This window comes from Paenibacillus sp. J22TS3, assembly GCF_018403205.1.
GTDB classification, from domain to species: domain Bacteria; phylum Bacillota; class Bacilli; order Paenibacillales; family Paenibacillaceae; genus Fontibacillus; species Fontibacillus tuaregi.
The window spans coordinates 1-19,296 of sequence record NZ_BOSF01000007.1 but is presented as its reverse complement, the minus strand read 5'-3'; the positions used below and the strand labels follow the sequence as shown (position 1 = coordinate 19,296).

The window sequence follows — 19,296 nt, the reverse complement described above, 5'->3', positions numbered from 1 at the left end:
CCGACAAACGGGAAATAGGTTACTATTTCGGTAGTAACCAAGTGACGGATGATCGCAACTATGAGAGGAGCATAAGCAATATGAATTTCAAGATTTACATTCTTGCCCTGGCTTGTTTTGTAACTGGCACCGTGGAGCTAATCGTAGGAGGCATCTTAGATTTGATCGCAAATGATCTGAGCATCTCCTTAAGCACAGCGGGCCAATTAATTACCTTATACTCGGTTATATTCGCGATATCGGGGCCTTTGCTGCTGGCAGCCACTTCTAAGATAGAGCGTAAGAAGTTGTATCAAATGGCGCTGCTTGTTTTTATTATCGGAAATGTTCTATCCACTCTGAGTCCCAATTTTATAGTCATGTTGGCAGCTAGAGTTCTCTCGGCGGCCAGTAGTTCGCTGATTGTGGTCTTATCCATAACCATGGCATCGCAGATGGCTGAACCCAGCCATAGAGCCAGAGCTATCGGCATTATTTATATGGGGGTAAGCGGATCGCTGGTGCTTGGAGTTCCGCTGGGCATGATGCTGGGGAACACGTTTGGCTGGCGTGCGCCTTTCCTGATGATTTCAATCCTGTCCGCATTGTCGATGGTGGCTATTCAAGCTTTCATAACCAAAACGCCGCCGGAAGCTACAGTTCCACTTAAGGAGCAGCTGAAATCACTGAAGAGTGGAAAAATCATTTTCGGGCAGCTGATCTCTGTACTGATGCTTACCGGGCATTTGACGTTATATGCTTATTTAACCCCGTTTCTTCAGGAGACCTTACACATCAATGCTTCACTACTGAGTCTTTTCTATTTCATATTCGGAATCGCTGCGGTATTGGGCGGGGGAATTGGCGGATGGGTTACCGATAAATTTGGAGCGGAAAAGAGTATTCTGGCTATCGTAAGCATCTTCGCTGTAGTTATGTTTCTAATGCCATTATCCACGGTATCTATGTATGTTTGTATGCTGGTTATGATGATTTGGAGCATGCTCAGCTGGTCAATCTCTCCATCCTTGCAAAGTTATCTGATTAAGTCGGCACCGGAATCGGCTAATATCCAGTTGAGTCTGAACAGCTCCGCCTTGCATATCGGGATTGCTCTAGGTTCTGCAGTCGGAGGTATTGTAATTGAGAAGTCCACGGTGTATTACAATGCCTGGATTGGAGTGGGATTTGTGCTGTTAGCCCTTGCTGCAGCTGTACTGTCCATTAAGTCACCGGCAAGACCAGAGCCGAGAGCTGCAGTTAGCAGCTCATCCGGAATTAATCAATCAGTTTGAATGGAGGGGAATCCCGCAGCCGAGGGATTCGGTTGCAGGGCTCAAATGAATGAACTGTACCACGATGAGAGCGCTAAATGTATGGCCTTGACTCTGCTTATGATGCCGGGGCCTAATCCCGGTTCCATATCCAGCCCAATGGACACAGAGGATAGTGCTCTGGCCGGCTTCTATCGCCAGCTTGACAGCTTGAGAGAAGATTCCTGTGTCCATGAGCTCCTGATCCACGGAAATTTTGATTTGCTTGCACCTGAGGATGCCCAAATCTTCGCTTATGAGCGTTGCCTGAAAGGGAAAAGGCTGTCCCTGATCGCTAATTGGAGCTCAGAACCTGTAACGTGCAGGATAACAACCGATTTGGCGGACGGTGTGGTTCTGGCTGCTGTCTATTCCGATACCCATCCTTCCGAGACGATGCTGCTCCGTCCTTATGAGGCTTTTGCAGTCCTAAAATAATCCGACGAAGCCGCGTGAAACAGCACGCGGCTGTTTTTATGAAAATGGGTATTGACAAAAGAAGAAATCCATATTATCTTTAATTCAAGATATTCGTTGCAGTGAATAATATTGTGAGGAGGTGAATGGACGTGGCTTTTGAAATCGGAGATGAAGAGAGCATATCATTGAAGACCTTCGTAGTGCTCTCGAAGGCGTATAAAGCGGTCATGGACCGGGCGGTGAAGGATATGAAGAAGTACGGCTTGTCTCCTTCTGAATTTACGATTCTGGAAGTGCTGTACACGAAGGGCAGAATTCCACTTCAGCAGATTGCAGAGAAGATTCTGATTACCAGCGGTACGATTACTTATAACATTGATAAGCTGGAGAAGAAGAAGTATATCCGCAGGGTTCCTTGTGAAGAGGACCGCAGAGTTATCTTTGCTGAACTTACAGCGGAGGGCAATGAGCTGTTTGACCGGATTTTCCCTGAGCACGCCTCAACGATTCATGCTTTAACCGAAGGACTGTCTGCAGATGAGAAGCAGGAAGCGATCCGTTTGCTTAAGAAGCTGGGTAGAGGGGCGGAGAAACGTTAGTTGAACTAACGGATTTTCTCTGTCATAAATCTTTAATTAAAGATTATTAATTTAAAAATATTGGAGGATGATTAAGATGATGGCATTAGGAATATTGGTGATTCGTATAGTAGTAGGATTGTTGTTTGTGGGGCACGGGGCACAGAAGCTGTTCGGTTGGTTTGGCGGTTATGGTATTAAAGGAACAGCCGGCTGGATGGAGTCGATCGGCATGAAACCAGGTGTAGCGATGGCTGTCCTCGGCGGGCTTATGGAGCTCATCGGAGGAGTTCTGCTTGCAGCAGGCTTATTTACTCCTGTGGCAGCTGTTCTGATTGTATTGACCATGCTCGGGGCTATTGCTAAGGTTCACGGCAAAAACGGGATTTGGGCGACCGCGAACGGTTACGAATACCCGTTGGTGCTGATCGCTGTAGTGATAGGAATCGCGCTAACCGGTGCAGGGGATTACTCGCTGGACGCTTTGATCAAATAAAACGAGCCAACTGCTTGTCATTGAATCTGGGAAACCTCTTACGCGGGGGTTCCTATTACGCTTGGTTCTAATCGTGTCGGGCTATATCAAAGAAGGCTCCTTTCACCCATGGGTGAGGAGCCTTTTTACATGTTGAAATTATAAGATAACTGCGCTTATAGCTCCGCAGAGCAGGCCTAACACGATAACGGAACCGGTGACAAACCAAACCACCCTGCGGGGAAATGACCGATAGACCATCAGCAGGGACGGAAGACTGACGGACGGGAGAGTAATCAGCAAGGCCCCGGCTACGCCAGTACCGAAGCCGAATGACAAGAACGTGCCGATAATCGGAATTTCAGCGGCAGTCGGGATGACGAATAAGGTACCGGCAATGGCAAAGATGACGATGGCCAGAACTGTGTTCATCCCATGCGCTCCAAGAGCCGGGAACATCCACGCCCGCGCTGCACCGAGCACAAGAACGGTGATCAGGTAAGCGGGCACGATCGTCAGGAGCAGCGTCCCCACACTTCTAAGCCAGAGGGTCAGGAATGAGCCTGATGGCTCTTCCGGCTGGTCAACCGCCTCCTGAACTTGTTCAGGAATGGGGGCTTGTCCCGCAAGCCTGCCGGCGAAATAGCTTACTGCGAAAGTAAGGATTAAACCAAATCCAATCCGCATCAATGTGAATTTCCATGACAGCACAAAGGTCATGAAGATTAAGGTTGCCGGATTAAGTACCGGGTTGCCGAGCCAGAAGGCCAGGGCCGCGCCGACAGACACATTCTTCTTGCGAAGGCCTACTGCAATCGGAGCTGCACAGCAGGTGCACATCATGGCTGGGAGCGAGGCGATTCCGCCAAGGGCCGTGCTTTTGAAGCCAGCTTTGCCAAGTGCTTTGAGCAGCCATTTTGCGGGTAGCAGGACTTGAACCAAGGACCCGAGCAGGATTCCGAGCACGGCAGCCTTCCATACGGATTTGAAATAGTCCACGGCATAATCCCAGGCGGATTGAAACGAAGGAGCCGGTGCGGCTGCCTGATCTCCCGTAAGAATGGATGAGCCGATGGAGTGCTCGGCCGCAGCTTTAAGGGCCTTGAAATAGTAAGGCCACCATTTAACATAAGTAAGTCCTGCAATGGCAATGATGACGAATAGCATCGTAAACCATACCTTTTTGGAACCGGACGGGCGTTTGTCTTTAAGTAATGAGTTGTCAGCATGGGATGACATAACGCGAAATAACCTCCGTTTATAGTGAATTTCAAGATTCAAATTATAGCATGTGGAAATTAATAAAGTAACTTATTTTTTGTGCCAATTGTTGAATTGGTGTAAAATTAATCGTACTGCATGATTCGTGAGTCTGCGTTATGATGTAGGATGATGACCTATTCTAACTTTAAGGAGCTGAGTCAACATGTCTCAAGCTGGAAATATAAAATTGACTTCACTATCCTCCAAAGGGGGATGCGGTTGCAAAATCGGTCCGGCCGATTTAATGCAGGTTCTGCGTACATTGCCACCTGCGATACATGATCCCAACCTCCTGGTCGGAACGGACACGAGTGATGATGCCGGAGTATACCGTCTTACGGATGACATTGCCCTCGTTCAGACACTGGACTTTTTTACACCGATTGTGGACGACCCTTATTCGTTCGGACAGATCGCAGCGGCTAATGCGCTCAGTGATATTTATGCTATGGGCGGCAAACCGCTGACAGTTCTTAATATTGTAGCCTTCCCTATTTCCGTGCTGGACAAAAGCATCCTGGCGGATATTCTGCGCGGCGCAGGCGACAAAGTGAAGGAAGCAGGCGCTACGCTTGTCGGCGGCCACTCGATTGATGACAAGGAGCCTAAATTCGGCTTATCGGTAACGGGTACGGTTCATCCGGACAAGGTTCGAACCAATGCGGCCGCCCAGGCGGGCGATCATTTGATTCTCACTAAGCCGATTGGCGTCGGCATCCTGACAACTTCCATTAAGAAGGACCAGCTGACCGAAGAAGAAACAGCTCGTGTGGTATCCGTCATGTCAACCTTGAATAAGACCGCTGCCGAGATCATGGAGCCTTATGAGGTTCATGCCTGCACGGATGTGACGGGCTTCGGCCTGCTCGGACATGCTTCCGAGATGGCTAAAGGCAGCGGGCTAGGTCTGGTTATTCGCAAGAATGATGTTCCCGTGCTGCCAAGAGTACGGGAGCTGGCTGAGAATGGATTCGTCCCTGGCGGAACGAAGAATAATTTTGCCCATTTGGAAGGCAGCATCCTGTTCCCTGAGCAGATGGATCAGATTGACCGGTATATTCTTTGTGATGCGGTAACCTCAGGCGGGCTTCTGATTTCTGTTGCTCCGCATCAGAGCAGCCAACTGCTGGATGAACTGCGCGGGGCAGGGGTGGAGGCCGCTGTGATTGGCGAGGTCACGGAGGAGCATCCGGGACAAATTCAGGTTACATAGCGAATCTGTAAGGTTGTGCCCAGAGTTTGGGTGGAACAGGCAGTTAACAACAAGAGGTGGGATTAGCGTTGTTTCAAGATATTACGTTAGAAGAGTTAAGAGAGCTGAAGCAGAAGAAGAAGCTGACGGTCATCGATGTTCGTTCTCCTTCTGAATACGAGGACTCCACGCTCCCGGGCAGTCTGAATATTCCCCTGTTTAATGATGAAGAGCGGGCGGCGGTTGGCACGCTGTACAAGCAGACCAGTGTTCAGGCAGCCAAGGAGAAGGGGCTTGAGATCGTCTCTGCCAAGCTGCCGGCTTTTATCCGGGAGTTCGGAGCGATTGAAGGGGATAAAGCGGTGTTCTGCTGGAGAGGCGGCATGAGAAGCAGGACCACTGCGACCGTGCTTTCCTTGATGGACATTCACGCCTACAGGCTGGTTGGCGGTTACAAGGCCTACCGTAAATGGGTGCTTGAAGAGCTGGAGAACTTTACGTTTAAACCCAAGTCTTTGGTTATCCATGGGAATACAGGAACTGGGAAAACTAACCTGCTGCACCGTCTTAAGAGCAAAGGTTATCCTGTGCTTGATCTGGAGGGCATGGCAGGTCACCGCGGCTCTATCTTTGGTCATATTGGGCTTAAGGCCAACAATCAGAAGACCTTTGACAGCCTGCTTCTTGAAGAACTGAAGAGACTAGAGGACGCTCCGTACGTTCTGTATGAAGCCGAGAGCAAGCGGATCGGTAAGGTAGTCATGCCTGGATTCCTGGCCGAGCAGAAAGAAAACGGCACCCAGCTGTGGATTGAAATGCCCCTTGAAGCCAGAGTGGACATTATTCTGGAGGACTACCAGCCAGAGCGGTACAAGGAGCAGTATATTGCTGCTTTCCGGCGAATCAAGTCCCGGATTCATGTTCCTATCGCCGCCGAGATCGATCGCTGCCTGCAGGCGGATAGGTTCAGGGAAGCCGTTAGGCTAATGCTGGAGTATTATTATGACCCGAAATACGACTACACTTCCCAGCAGTACGATGGGGAGGAGAAGGTAGTTTTTAAAGTGAATAACCTTGATGAGGCTGAAGCTGCAGTGATTTCATTTCTGTCCAGCCGGCCGAAAGGAGTCTCAAGTACTATATCCGGGTAGACTCTATCTAAAAATGGTACAAGACTACGTTGTTTAAATAAGCTTCTTCCTGCTGTTGGCCGGGGGAAGCTTATTTTTTATATTGGCCTGTCTTGATGCTTGTTTGGAATCCAACCGTGAAGAGTTATGGCATCTTCTAAAAGAGGGTGGTATCCTTATTATAGAAGGACACATTAGAGCGGTACAAAGATTATAGATCAGTCCTATGGTCATATCACATGAATAACATTGGAGGAGCCAAATGCTGCAGATTAAACTGCCTAAGGAAGACAAGGATGTCATCATTCGAAGTGTTCAAACCTATTTTGAAGAAGAACGTGGGGAGAGCATTGGGGAATTAGCAGCCGAACAGCTCATTGATTTTATGATCGGGGAGCTGGGGCCTGCTGTTTATAATAAGGCAATTGAAGATGCCAGAAAGGTAATCTACGAGAAGAATAGTCAAGTAGATGACGAACTGTACGCTCTGCAAAAACCGGTTCAGCGAAGATGACGGGTATCACACGGCTGAATCTTACAATGGGTGCCTAGTTCATTTTTTAAAAGCTTGCTACATACTAAATTTAAAATAGCGAGGAGTCTGACGGGAATGAATAAACCTACGAATCGGGAAATCATTGAGCAGTACATAAGCGCCTACAACTCGTTTGATGTGGAAGGTATGATTGGCTTGATGAGTGAAGATTGTGTATTCAGGAACATTGCTGGCGGTGAGATGGACACGGAAACCAAGGGAATTCAAGAGTTCAAACAACTTGCCGAACAGTCTGCGGGTGTATTCTCAAGCCGGTGTCAGACGGTAACAAGCTATCTGGAGTCGGAGAGCGGGGCAGAGGTTGAGATCGACTATAAGGGGAAATTAGCAGTAGATCTGCCTAATGGTTTAAAGGCTGGTGACCAGATCCAGTTAAAGGGCAGGTCCAAATTTGAATTGTTGGATGGTAAGCTGGTTCTAATTGAAGATTACAGCTAGGGTTTCCAACTTGTGAATAGAGATCTGGTCAAATGGTGTTAAAAATCCGCGTAAAGCGGATTTTTTAATGTGTCCCTGTAAGCCGCCTACTTGGGACATATGTCCTTCCTCAAAACTTAGAATTGTCTTTTAATTAGGGCAACCTGATACGAGGAGTGCGAACATCATTGGGATGTTGATTGCAGGTGTCATCTTGATGAAGCTGTGGGACTATGATGTGAAGCTGGGGGGGCGGCAATGAAGGTAATTCAAGACCTGGAACAAGTAAAAGCTTATCTAAGGGATCACTGTATTGAGCACATATTTAATGAGGGGTTGGTCTCCCACGTTTCCTTATACTGTTTCGATCAGGGCGAGATGATTTGCTCGCAGGGCGAGGCATTTGAGCATCTGTATGTGCTGGTCAAGGGGAAAGTTAAAATTTATACTACCTCCCCCAGTGGGAAGACACTGATCCTTTCCTTTAAAATACCTGTAGATGTTGTGGGTGACATCGAATATGTCCAGGATATCCCTATGATCAATACGGTTGAGGCTGTAACTCCGGTCTGCATGATTGGGATTCATCGGCGGCCTTTATATAATTACGGCAAAGAGTATGCTCCGCTGCTTCATTTTTTGCTGCAGATTGTCACCCGGAAGTTTCACGTTAAATCCGATTTTCTAAGCTTCAACTTGATGCATCCGGTGGAGGTCAGGCTGGCAAGCTACCTTCTGTCTGTTACCTCCGATGAGTCGGGTACTCAGTCGGGCGGCCGGCTGAACACGTTAAGTTTGACGGATACCGCAAATCTAATCGGCACAAGTTATCGGCACCTGAACCGCGTTATCCGCAAGATGTCTGAAGACGGGCTGATTGAACGGAGCAAGGGTTTCATTCTGGTCAACGATCGGGAAAGGCTTTGCGAGCTCGCTGGTCGGAATATTTATGAATAAACAATATTCATTAGTTCAACATATATTACTAGGAGGGCGAAGAATGACTACAACAATTGATAAAATCGCATGGCTGCATCTTGTAGAGGGTCAGATCCTTGGGGCCCGCTCCAAAGGCAAAGACACCTATTACATTCCAGGAGGAAAAAGAGACCCGGGAGAGTCGGATGCCGACACCTTAATCCGGGAAATTAGAGAGGAGCTTTCGGTCCGGATCAAACCGGATACGATCTCACACTTTGGCACATTTGAGGCGGACGCTCATGGCAAATCAGAGGGTATACGGGTGAAGATGGCCTGCTATCAAGCGGATTTTGAGGGTAGTGTTAGCGCAGCTTCGGAAATCGAGGAGCTTAAGTGGCTTGGATATAAGGATCGCGATAAGGTGTCTCCGGTGAGCCAGATCATTTTTGACCGGCTGCATGAACTGAAGCTGCTGAAGTAGCCAGATAGAAGTTCAACTTATACAGTGTCTTTTTGCTGCGAAAAAAGCTAATATAGTTAATGGATATAATAAGATGATCGGAACTTACCATTACGGAGTTAGATCAGTAACGAAAGAGAGAGACAATGGGGAATAAGCGGGATAGGTTCCTGATGTGGACCTGCTTGATTGTGTTTGTGTTAAGTCTGCTGGTTATGATTATCCATGGAAATTCACTGCTGTTAGGAAGCTTAAATAAGCTGGATAATGATGATGTGCGTTATATTCGAAGCGGCCGGTATCTGCTGGAGACCGGACATTTGATTTATTATAATCCGGTAACGACTCCTTCCGCATTTATTATGCCTGGGCTGCCGCTGCTTCTTGCCGGGGTAATGAGCATCTTTGGCACGGGCGAAGCGGGCATTTATGCTTTCCGGGTTCTTCAAGCCCTCATGACGGTTGCGACCGTGGCCGTGTTATACAGCTGTTCATTGAAACTGTTTAATAGGCAGGCCGCTAGAATTGCTGCCGTAGCTGCTGCTGCTTATGTGCCCTTGTATTATGCGGGGAATTTGGTGCTGACGGAAACGGCCTTCACGCTGACTTCCGTATTGATTCTGTACTGTTTCATTGTGGCCTTAGACAAGGGGAGAATCCGTGATTATATCCTGCTGGGATTATCTATTGCAGCAGCCATTTATTTCAGACCGACCGCAGCTCTGCTTCCGCTGGCTATAGGAGCAGTCTGGCTGCTGAAGAAGTACAAATTCAAGACGATGCTCAAGCATACGGTAGTTCTTTCCTTGACGATTGGAGTCTGTCTGGCTCCTTGGTGGATCAGAAATTATCAGGTCTTTCATCAGTTTATTCCGTTAACGAACTCGTCAGCGAATCCTCTGCTGCTCGGTATGCTCATCAACGGTAATGAGCCAGCGGATTTTATCCGGGATCATCCTCAGATCTATAATACGTACCGTCACGGCAGTGAGCAGCAGCAGAAGGAATTGGCCTGGATGATATTTAGATATCAGCTGACACATCATCCGTTTATTTATGGAGCGTGGCTGTTGTTCGGGAAGCTGATCCGGCTCATCATTCTCCCGTTCTACTGGGCGCCCGTGATGGGAGTCCCTTTCTGGCTGACCGGCTTGCAGCACTTAGGCTATTTGGCTCTAGCCATTGTTGGGCTGTGGAGGATGTTTAAGCTGAGCGCTCAAAGGTTTATAAGCTTATTTGCGGTTACAGCTTATTTCATTATTATCTACCTGCCGTTTATTACGATGGAGCGTTATTTCTACCCGACCATGCTTCTAATGATGATTCCGTTGGCTTATGCAGTTCAGAGCATGATTGAGAACCGTCAGAATAAGCAGAAGGGGCGGGCTGGTTCATCCAGCTATGATGTGAACCTGGGCGCATAGTTATAAGCCAACATTTACTTGGATATAAGTGCTTACTCTTGGGAGAAGGCGCTTGTATCCTTTTTTATTTAGATGAAATCTAATTAAAATGAAGGCAGGGTGTTCCAATTCTGCTGAGTTACCTTAAGAATCTTGTTATATAAAATGAACTTATGAAGGTTACCCTTTAGGGGCGCTGCGATGCCGAGTGTTCTTTAAGGCCACTGTTGTCTCCGAAATGCTTGAACTAGAATCCAAGTAGGGGCATTTCGGAGACAAAGGCGGACGCTCCGCTTCTTCAGAATCACTCGGGATCGAAGCTGAGACCGGGAAATTCTAAAGTTCATTTTATATTAGGTAGAAATATTTTTATCAAAACGTAACCTTTTCTGACTTTGGATAGTCTAATGTGATGGGAAAAACTAGTTCGATCACTTACATAAAGGATGTGCGATTATGAATGTTCGTCAGCGGTTTATTTCAAAAGTGGTTTGTCTAGGGATGGTTATCATGCTGCTGCCCATTCACGGCTATGCCGCCGAATCAGTGGCTCCATTAGAACTTAGGAATAAGGAGGAATCTATCCCTTGGAAGGAAGCGAATAATGGTCTAGTACAGGTATCCAATTCTCAAGAGCTGCTTTCTGCTTTAAAGAGTGCCAAGCCTGGTCAGACCATTGTGCTGGCTAACGGGAGTTATACGGCTAAGGAATTTGAGCTTATTAATGTTAAAGGAACCGAGAACCAGCCGGTGTTAATTAAGGCGGCGAATCTAGGAAAGGCAGTTATTACAGGTAAAACATCATTTGAGATTAGGAACTCTTCCTATGTCACGATTGAAGGATTAAAGTTTACGAATTCTGCTTCTAAGGGAGTGCTGCTGGACGGATCAAATCACATTCGAATCACCCGTAATCAGTTTGCCTTGGCAGCAACCGGTTCCGAAAGCACATGGCTGCAGGTAAGCGGGTTGAACAGTCATCATAATCGTATTGACCATAATGATTTCGGGCACAAGTCAGACAAGAATCCTCTGATCGGGTATGAAGGGGATGGGAAAGGGAACATTTCACAGCACGATGTGATTGAATATAACTACTTCCATGATATCGGGCCATGGGTCTCGAACGGAAAAGAAACGATTCGTCTGGGCTTATCCAAAATCTCACTGTCTCACGGATACAACACAATTCAATACAATTTGTTTGAGAATGCGGACGGCGAGCCGGAGATGGTCTCCGTCAAGAGCAGCAGCAACACGGTCCGGTATAATACGTTTAAGACATCAAAGGGTGGCTTGACCTCTAGACATGGGCATAATAACAGCTTCTACGGGAACTTCTTCCTAGGGGATGGCAAGGAACCGGAACAAGCGGGTATCCGGGTATACGGTAATGATCATAAGATTTATAACAACTATATGGAGAAGTTGACCGACTACTCTATTATCCTCGACAGCGGTGATTTTGATGGGGGCTCCAAGGGTAATCCGGCAAATCCAAGTAAGGATGATCTGAAAGCCCAATGGAAAGTTTACCGGGCAATGGTGGTTAACAACACGATTGTTAACAGTGCTTCCGGGATTACAATCGGATCAGGTAAGGAGTACGATCCTCAGGATAGCATAGTAGCCAATAATATTGTAATGAAATCAGGCAGTGTCTTGTTTAACGAGGCAGCTACAACAAATACCCGGTTTGAGGGAAACATCGGTTATGGGGGGAAACTGACCAACAAGGATCGAAAGAAAGATGAAATCTGGAATACGAATCCCCAATTCATGACGATAAACGGGCTTCAAAAGATAAGCTCATCCAGCCCGGCTGTTGATTATGCCAAAGGCAGTTATGTATTTGTAAAAGAAGACTTGGACGGTGAATTGAGAAATAAGAATGATGCGGGTGCTGATGAATATTCGAACGCCTCATCTTTTGTGAACCATCCGTTAACCACCAAAGAGGTAGGTCCAAGCGCTCCATAACATGTACCCGTAAAATATCCTTAACCTAAAGGCTGGCACGAAATGTGCCAGCCTTTTGTTGTTCATTCATTCACCGCACAGATGATGATGTTGTGGCTTCATAGTATTAGGCATCTGATATATATGAGTCATCTCTTGCGCGTTAGCGCCCAGAACAAGAGGGCAAGCAGGCTGACCATGGCTCCCAGCCCACATACTCCATACCACCCGTTGCTGGCATAAATATGGGTAGATGCGATGGACCCAACTGCACTGCCGAGGGAATAGAAGATCATATACCCAGCTGTAAGCCTGCTTCGGGCTTCCGGACGTGTGGCCAGAATCAAGGTTTGATTCGTAACATGTACCGCCTGTACAGCGAAATCGAGCAGGATGATCCCTAGGACCAGCACAAACAAAGATTGGTGCACGAGGCTGATGGGGAACCAGGAAACCAGCAGCAGGGCCAAGGCGAAGCCGGTAGTGCGCTGCCCTAATCCCCGGTCCGCCAGCCGTCCTGCTCTAGAAGCGCCAAGTGCTCCAGCGGCTCCTGCCAGCCCGAATGCTCCAATGCCACTATGGGATAGAGAGAGCGGCGGGCTGCTTAAAGGAAGGACGAGTGAAGTCCACAAGATGCTGAAAGCGGCAAAGATCAGCAGAGCGAGCACGGCCCGGATTCGTAAAATCGGCTCTTCCAAGAAAAGCTTAAGCACAGAGCGAAGCAGTTGGAGATAAGAGATTCTCTTGGCTGTGGCGGCTGGCTTAGGAAGCAGTAAGCTTAGTACACCAGCTAGAATCAAAGTTAGACAGGCTGAGGCAAGATAGACAGATCTCCAGCCGGCCAGGTCAGTCAAGGTTCCCGCAAAGGTTCTTGCCAGCAGGATGCCGATCACAACACCACTTGTGACCATTCCAACGATCCTGCCCCGTTCGGCCGGCTTTGCGAGATCCGCTGCAAAGGCAACGAGAGTTTGGGTTACCACGGCAAGCAGGCCGATGACAGCCATCCCGGCAAACAGCATACTCTCAGTGCGGGCAAGCCCGACAATCAATAGGGCTACCACAGAGATCAGCATTTGCAGGGGGATGAGCCGATGACGGTTAAGCAGGTCACCCAGCGGAACGAGAAGCAGGAGTCCAGCTGCATAACAGAGCTGTGTAACTGTAATCACTGATCCAACCCAAGCGGGCTCCATACCGAATTCCAGGGCCATCGCGTCCAGCAGCGGCTGGGCGAAATAAATATTGGCTACGGCAAGTCCGGCGGCCACGGCAAACAGCAGCGCCAACCGGGGAGACAAATAGCCGACCGGAGCGGATAAAGCGGATAAAGAGGTGTGATCTCTTAAATCTTCATGGATGCCAGATCTTAAATCGCCGGTGTATCGATCGGATCTTCCGCTTTCTTTTTGATTTTCGTTTAGATTGTGAGTGTGCAATCTTCTCCCTCCCAGTCACAAATTGTACTGATGAGTATATTATACTGGTCAGTACAATTTAATTTTAGCTAACTATAAAATGTCAGAAGGTTATTTGTCAATCCTAACTTTTCAAGATGGATTCCAATGTTCACTTCATTGACAATTGACAAGGAAGAGCGGCAATGCCTACACTCATTACATACCGTTCGATATGAAAAGAGGGTTCGAAATGGTGAGAAAGCGTGAATTTGATGAGGAGCAAGCCTTGGACGCGGCAATGCGGCTCTTTTGGGAGAAGGGATACGAGGCTTCTTCTTTAAGTGATTTAACGGCCGCCATGGGGATTCAACGGCCGAGTCTATATCTTGCTTTTGGTGATAAACAAGGACTCTATGAAAAAGCGTTAAACAGATATACCACGGCTCATGAGGAGACAGTCCGCGGTGTGCTTGAGAAGGGGGCCTCTGTACGTGAAGCGTTTCGGGCTTTGTTCGAAGAGACCATCCGTACGGGGGATGAAGATGAAGCCATACGTGGCTGCTTTTGCATTAATACGATCGTAGAGCTTGCCCCGCATAATGTCAGATTTGAACAAATGTCCCTTGAGCATCAGCTTCGGCTTGCTTCAATCTTTGAGGAGACGCTGCAGAGGGGAATACAATCGGGTGAACTCGATTCAGCTATGGACATCTCTACTACAGCGCGCTCTTTGCTGATCTCGTTCATTGGCTTGACCGTTCTAATGAAGTCCAGTCCTGACCCGGCATTTATGAAGAGTGCCCTAGATGGCATACTTTCTTTAATCCGGTAACTAAGCTTAGCAAGCTTAATTGAGCTATGAATTAAATCACAGCAGAGTATAGGGGAAGAATGTACTGTGAGTTGGATGAACAGCCCGAAGCAGATTTTAACTAGATTGGTTGAAAGCAGGGAAAGCAATGTTACCACCGAGGGACAATACGATGTGGCAAGAAGCTGAACAATTTATCCGAATTTGTTACCAGGAGCTGGGGAAATCCTCCCTAGAGACGGAGAACAGGCTGACTATAATAAAACAGGACCTACAAAGGCATGGCTCATACACACATACCTATGAAGAATTGGTCCACGGCGCCAAGATGGCTTGGCGCAACAGTGCCAAATGTGTTGGACGGTTATTCTGGCCTTCTCTTGAAGTGTTGGATAGAAGGGAAGTATCTACTGAAGCAGGGGTAGCTGAAGCGCTGCTTCAGCACATGGAATGGGCGACCAATCAAGGGCGGCTCCGGCCTTTGATGACTCTGTTTGCGCCTTTGCATGAGGGGAAGGCACCGGTCCGAATCTGGAATCATCAGCTAATCCGCTACGCTGGATATGAGACAGAGCATGGAGTTATCGGAGATCCCGCTTCGATCGCATTGACGAAGGAATGCCTGAAGCTGGGCTGGCGGGGAGAAGGCACACCATTTGATGTGCTGCCGCTTGTGATTCAGTTGGGTGATCGGAAGCCCCAATGGTTTCCTATTCCTGAGTCATATATTTTGGAGGTTCCTTTGGTGCATCCCGAGATAGCGGCATTTGCAGAGCTGGGACTACGTTGGTATGCCGTGCCCATGATATCGGATATGAAGCTGGAGATTGGGGGCATAACCTACCCGGCTGCGCCTTTCAATGGCTGGTACATGGAGACAGAGATCGGTGCAAGGAATCTGGCCGATGTTCACAGGTACAACATGCTGCCGGCTGTGGCCGAGGTGTTCGGTCTGGATATGACCACGAATACATCCCTGTGGAAGGATCGGGCGCTCGTCGAATTGAATCGGGCCGTGCTGCATTCCTTCAAGCAGCAAGGAGTCAGTATCGTGGATCATCATACGGCTTCGGATCAGTTCATCCGTTTTGCGAAGCAGGAGGAAGAGGCCGGAAGGACTGTATCAGGACGTTGGTCTTGGCTGATTCCCCCGATGTCCCCGGCCGCAACTCAGATCTGGCATAACTCTTATACGGATCTGAATGAGAAACCCAGTCTGGAGTATCAGACAGCTCCTTATTTGATAGGGCCGGCGTATCACGCGGAGCAGCCAGAGAAGCCAGAGCACCCTAAGCGCCTGGGACAGGATAATGGTGCTGCTGATTTCTCAAGCCAGAAGAACTCCGGAGCACCTTCTGTAGAAGCCGGTGCAGCCCTACGCTGCCCATTTCACAAGGAGTAGGGAGATTAGCCCCGAGAGAATGACTAGCCGTTCATATTTTACATAAGGAACCTTCTTGTTTATACACCTCATGGCGTCTGCCGTGGGGTGTTTTTTTCACATTCTTATGAGAGTGCAAGCCCCAATCGGGAGAGCCATATGGGAAAAGTACAAAGATTGAGCTTGGTTTTGTCCATTGCCATGTAGAGGATGATCAATTTAATATTGATAATGAGAATCAATATCATACAATGATCTCAATTGTAATAAAAGGTGGAGGCTATGGCTCGGACGGCGGATTATCTATATAAGCAAGAAGCAAAAGGTAGGGCCAAGCTGCGGACACGCCCTTGGGCGGCAGTTGTAATTCTGATTGGAGGATTGGCTGCCCTTGTATTCGGTATCGCGCTGTCTGTTTCATTCGGAGCAGCAGATATCAAGTTCAGCTTTGTATGGGATGCGGTTTTTCATTATAATCCCGATCTGGTCCAGCATCAGATCATTATGGAATTGCGTCTGCCGCGTGTGCTGGGTGGGGCGATGATAGGAGCCAGCTTTGCGGTGGCAGGGGCAATCATGCAGGGCATGACCCGCAACCCGCTGGCGGATTCCGGGCTGCTCGGGCTTAATGCAGGCTCGGGGTTCATGCTGGCGGTTTGTTTTGCTTTTTTCCCCGGACTGCCATTTATGTATTTGATTCTGTTCTCATTTCTGGGAGCGGGCATTGGCGCCGGCCTGGTATATGGAATAGGTTCCATGTCCAGAGGCGGTTTGAGCCCGGTACGTCTGGTATTGGCGGGCGCGGCGCTAAGCGCGTTAATGTCCGCGTTAAGTGAAGGCATTGCCCTGTATTTCCGGATCGGGCAGGACTTGGCGTTCTGGTATGCCGGAGGTGTGGCAGGAACCAAATGGGATCAACTTGAAATTATGTTTCCCTGGATCGCTGCTGCGCTCGCGGGCGCTGTTATACTGTCCCGGTCTATTACCATGTTAAGTCTGGGTGAGGACATTTCCCGGGGGCTGGGTCAGCGGACCGTACTGGTTAAGCTGGCCGGAACGATTATCGTATGGATCCTCGCCGGGGCGGCCGTGTCGGTTGTCGGCGCTGTGGGTTTTGTCGGACTGCTTATTCCGCATATCACCCGCTATTTGGTAGGAGTTGATTACCGCTGGATTATCCCATGCTCCGCCGTGTTGGGCAGCTTGCTGGTGATTATGGCCGATCTGGCGGCCAGGATGGTCAACCCGCCCTATGAAACACCACTGGGAGCTGTGATTGCCCTCTTGGGTGTTCCATTCTTCCTTTACCTGGCGCGTAAGGAAAGGAGGGAACTGTAATGGGGAGTTCCTCTGGACTTATTAGGGAGAGGCAGGCTGGAAGAAGGAATATTAAGGTAGTCCTTATACTAGGAATGCTTATCATTGCCGCATTTATCATTAGCATGAATACCGGGTATATTCGTTTATCACCCCTAGAATTGATGTATACCCTACTAGGCCAGGGAACGCAGAAACAGTCTTTGATTCTATTTGATTTTCGTCTGCCGCGGATTGTCATTTCTGTGTTGATTGGAGCCGGTCTGGCAGTATCCGGTTGTATTATGCAGGGCGTCTCACGCAATGCTTTGGCTGATCCCGGGATCTTGGGCATTAATTCAGGTGCGGGGCTTGCTGTTCTGCTATTTATTTCGTTCTATCCGAGCACGTCCTCTGCACCGGTATTTCTGCTGCCGGTTCTTGCGCTTCTAGGAGCGGGAATGACGGCAGCGCTAATTTATGGACTTGCCTATAAGCGGCATCGTGGATTGCTGCCAACAAGTCTGCTTCTGACAGGAATTGCGGTTGCGGCTGGAACCAGCGCAGCGACGATTGTGCTTACTTTAAGGCTTAACCCTGAGAAATACCAGTTTGTAGCCACCTGGATGGCAGGCAGTATCTGGGGCAGCAATTGGAAGTTTGTGCTTGCGCTGCTGCCTTGGATACTGCTGATAATTCCGTATGTTATTTATAAGTCGCGTGTATTGAATGTGTTGAACCTGGGAGATATGACCGCAGCCGGTCTTGGGGCACCTGTAGAGAAGGAAAGACTGAGACTGCTTGGTGCAGCTGTGGCTCTGGCGGGAGCATGTGTCTCCGTCAGCGGTGGAATTGGATTCGTTGGTCTGCTCGGCCCGCACTTGGCCAGACGGCTTGTCGGGACGAAGCATCAGATTCTCATTCCTGTCTCTGCACTGGCAGGCTCATTGCTTGTGGTGATGTCGGATACCATCGCACGAATTATTCTTCAGCCTATTGAGGTCCCTACAGGTATAGTGGTTGCGGTAGTAGGCACCCCTTATTTCCTATATTTGTTGTCCAAAACAAGATAACCAGCTTACCGCGCATTGCGGTTGCTGTAAGATACCGATTATTCAAGAAACAGGATAATAATTTCAGTCGATTACAAGCCGGGAGGGAACAGGATGACAAGTTCTTTGGAATTATACGATGTGACCATTATTGGCGGGGGACCTGCGGGAATGTATGCCGCCTTTTATAGTGGAATGAGGGATATGAAGACCAAGCTGATCGAAGCTAAGGATGAGCTTGGCGGGCGTATGCGCATTTACCCCGAGAAAATGATTTGGGATGTCGGCGGTTTTGCGCCAATCCAGTGTGAACAATTGATCAGACAGCTGGAGCAGCAGACTATGGTGTTTGATCCGACATTGGTGTTCGGGCAACAAATCACCGGGCTGGAAAGGCAGGAGGACGGGACCTACCTGCTTATCACCGAGTCTGGGGAAAAACACTGGACGCGTACTGTCATCCTTGCTGTAGGACGTGGTATTCTCAAGTTGGCTAAGCTGGAGATTGAAGGGGCGGAACGCTTTGAAGTGACTAATCTTCATTATACGGTTCAGGAGATTGAGGCTTTTCGCGGGAAAAGGGTACTGATCTCCGGAGGTGGAAATTCCGCAGTAGATTGGGCCAACGAGCTAGAGCCTATTGCGGCTAAGGTTACTGTGGTGCATCGTCAGGACCGCTTTGGCGGCCATGAGAAAAATATCGTGCGCATGAAGGAGTCCACGGTGGATGTTCGTACCCGTCATGTGGTAGCAAATCTGCACAGCAGTGATGGCAGAACTATTGAGAAAGTTAGTATCCGCCATGTGGACCATGAGGAGACCGAACAGCTGGAGGTTGATGCTGTTATCGTCAATCACGGGCTGAAAGCAGATTTTGGCGGAATTACCAGCTGGGGATTGAACATGAATGATTGGAATGTGTTCACTAGCAGCAAGCTTGCCACGAACCTGCCGGGTATATTTGCCGCTGGTGACTTTGCGGCTTATGACAGTAAAGTGAACCTGATTGCCGGGGCTTTCCCGGATGCGGTTCTTGCGGTCAATAGCGCCAAGCTGTATATGGACCCTGCGGCACCTGAGGTTGCCTATGTATCCTCGCATAATAACCGGTTTGATGAGAAGAACCGGGAGCTTGAGACAGTGGAACAGAAGTAAGTTAAGGTTGGATCGTCTACACTTAGTTGGACAGAAAAAATAAGGGCTTGTAGAATAAACCTATCATGCTAAGGAGCGGATCTCTACAATGCCAAAACAACAACGACGAACCTTCACCTCTGAATTTAAAAAGAA

General features: G+C 48.6%; 19 protein-coding genes. 17 read left to right on the top strand and 2 right to left on the bottom strand.

All coding sequences use genetic code 11. The features are described 5' to 3' along the window. Positions 1 to 80 precede the first annotated feature (80 nt). From KJS63_RS19995 to KJS63_RS19980, 4 genes are all read left to right on the top strand, one after another. Positions 81 to 1,274: an MFS transporter gene (locus KJS63_RS19995; protein ID WP_213620745.1), complete on the top strand. Its 1,194-nt coding sequence runs from the start codon at positions 81 to 83 to the stop codon at positions 1,272 to 1,274. A 45-nt stretch (positions 1,275 to 1,319) separates the two neighbouring features. Further along, positions 1,320 to 1,730 (top strand): hypothetical protein, encoded by a 411-nt coding sequence (locus tag KJS63_RS19990; RefSeq protein WP_213620744.1) that lies wholly within the window; start codon positions 1,320 to 1,322, stop codon positions 1,728 to 1,730. A gap of 125 nt (positions 1,731 to 1,855) precedes the next feature. After that, positions 1,856 to 2,311, top strand: a complete 456-nt coding sequence (locus KJS63_RS19985) for a MarR family winged helix-turn-helix transcriptional regulator (protein ID WP_213620743.1) — start codon at positions 1,856 to 1,858, stop codon at positions 2,309 to 2,311. A 76-nt stretch (positions 2,312 to 2,387) separates the two neighbouring features. Continuing rightward, a complete protein-coding gene (locus tag KJS63_RS19980; RefSeq protein ID WP_213620742.1) occupies positions 2,388 to 2,786 on the top strand; it encodes a DoxX family protein in 399 nt (132 codons plus the stop codon). 138 nt (positions 2,787 to 2,924) lie between these two features. Here KJS63_RS19980 and KJS63_RS19975 read toward each other — a convergent pair whose 3' ends face one another. Next, positions 2,925 to 4,004 carry a permease gene (locus KJS63_RS19975; protein ID WP_213620741.1) on the bottom strand — a complete coding sequence of 360 codons (1,080 nt, stop codon included), beginning with the start codon at positions 4,002 to 4,004 and terminating at the stop codon, positions 2,925 to 2,927. A gap of 187 nt (positions 4,005 to 4,191) precedes the next feature. On the opposite strand from KJS63_RS19975, the gene selD reads away from it, so the two are divergent. The 8 genes from selD to KJS63_RS19935 all read left to right on the top strand — a co-directional run bounded on the left by selD (position 4,192) and on the right by KJS63_RS19935 (position 12,087). Beyond that, positions 4,192 to 5,241: a selenide, water dikinase SelD gene (gene selD, locus KJS63_RS19970; RefSeq protein ID WP_213620740.1), complete on the top strand. Its 1,050-nt coding sequence runs from the start codon at positions 4,192 to 4,194 to the stop codon at positions 5,239 to 5,241. Positions 5,242 to 5,309: 68 nt separating this feature from the next. Further along, positions 5,310 to 6,371: a tRNA 2-selenouridine(34) synthase MnmH gene (gene mnmH, locus KJS63_RS19965; protein WP_213620739.1), complete on the top strand. Its 1,062-nt coding sequence runs from the start codon at positions 5,310 to 5,312 to the stop codon at positions 6,369 to 6,371. Positions 6,372 to 6,612: 241 nt separating this feature from the next. After that, the gene (locus KJS63_RS19960; RefSeq protein ID WP_213620738.1) at positions 6,613 to 6,864 is read left to right on the top strand and encodes a DUF2164 domain-containing protein; all 252 of its coding nucleotides are present in this window, start codon (positions 6,613 to 6,615) and stop codon (positions 6,862 to 6,864) included. Positions 6,865 to 6,960: 96 nt separating this feature from the next. Then, positions 6,961 to 7,344, top strand: coding sequence for a nuclear transport factor 2 family protein (locus tag KJS63_RS19955; protein WP_213620737.1), 384 nt, complete (start codon positions 6,961 to 6,963; stop codon positions 7,342 to 7,344). 237 nt (positions 7,345 to 7,581) lie between these two features. Continuing rightward, the gene (locus KJS63_RS19950; RefSeq protein WP_213620736.1) at positions 7,582 to 8,280 is read left to right on the top strand and encodes a Crp/Fnr family transcriptional regulator; all 699 of its coding nucleotides are present in this window, start codon (positions 7,582 to 7,584) and stop codon (positions 8,278 to 8,280) included. Positions 8,281 to 8,323: 43 nt separating this feature from the next. After that, positions 8,324 to 8,725: an NUDIX hydrolase gene (locus KJS63_RS19945; RefSeq protein ID WP_213620735.1), complete on the top strand. Its 402-nt coding sequence runs from the start codon at positions 8,324 to 8,326 to the stop codon at positions 8,723 to 8,725. A gap of 125 nt (positions 8,726 to 8,850) precedes the next feature. Next, on the top strand, positions 8,851 to 10,128 hold the full coding sequence (locus tag KJS63_RS19940) for an ArnT family glycosyltransferase (protein ID WP_213620734.1): 1,278 nt from the start codon (positions 8,851 to 8,853) through the stop codon (positions 10,126 to 10,128). Positions 10,129 to 10,563: 435 nt separating this feature from the next. Then, positions 10,564 to 12,087 (top strand): polysaccharide lyase 6 family protein, encoded by a 1,524-nt coding sequence (locus KJS63_RS19935; RefSeq protein WP_213620733.1) that lies wholly within the window; start codon positions 10,564 to 10,566, stop codon positions 12,085 to 12,087. Between the two features lie 128 nt (positions 12,088 to 12,215). Here KJS63_RS19935 and KJS63_RS19930 read toward each other — a convergent pair whose 3' ends face one another. Beyond that, positions 12,216 to 13,427 (bottom strand): MFS transporter, encoded by a 1,212-nt coding sequence (locus KJS63_RS19930; protein ID WP_213620931.1) that lies wholly within the window; start codon positions 13,425 to 13,427, stop codon positions 12,216 to 12,218. A 289-nt stretch (positions 13,428 to 13,716) separates the two neighbouring features. Here KJS63_RS19930 and KJS63_RS19925 point away from each other — a divergent pair, with 289 nt between their 5' ends. The 5 genes from KJS63_RS19925 (at position 13,717) to KJS63_RS19905 (ending at position 19,161) form a co-directional block, all read left to right on the top strand. After that, positions 13,717 to 14,298, top strand: coding sequence for a TetR/AcrR family transcriptional regulator (locus KJS63_RS19925; protein WP_213620732.1), 582 nt, complete (start codon positions 13,717 to 13,719; stop codon positions 14,296 to 14,298). Positions 14,299 to 14,425: 127 nt separating this feature from the next. Next, a complete protein-coding gene (locus tag KJS63_RS19920; protein WP_213620731.1) occupies positions 14,426 to 15,679 on the top strand; it encodes a nitric oxide synthase oxygenase in 1,254 nt (417 codons plus the stop codon). 261 nt (positions 15,680 to 15,940) lie between these two features. Next, positions 15,941 to 16,996: a FecCD family ABC transporter permease gene (locus KJS63_RS19915; RefSeq protein WP_213620730.1), complete on the top strand. Its 1,056-nt coding sequence runs from the start codon at positions 15,941 to 15,943 to the stop codon at positions 16,994 to 16,996. Then, a complete protein-coding gene (locus tag KJS63_RS19910) occupies positions 16,996 to 18,027 on the top strand; it encodes a FecCD family ABC transporter permease (RefSeq protein ID WP_213620729.1) in 1,032 nt (343 codons plus the stop codon). Before KJS63_RS19915 ends, KJS63_RS19910 begins: the two co-directional genes overlap by 1 nt. 93 nt (positions 18,028 to 18,120) lie before the next feature. Beyond that, on the top strand, positions 18,121 to 19,161 hold the full coding sequence (locus KJS63_RS19905; protein ID WP_213620728.1) for an NAD(P)/FAD-dependent oxidoreductase: 1,041 nt from the start codon (positions 18,121 to 18,123) through the stop codon (positions 19,159 to 19,161). The last annotated feature ends 135 nt before the right edge of the window (positions 19,162 to 19,296 follow it).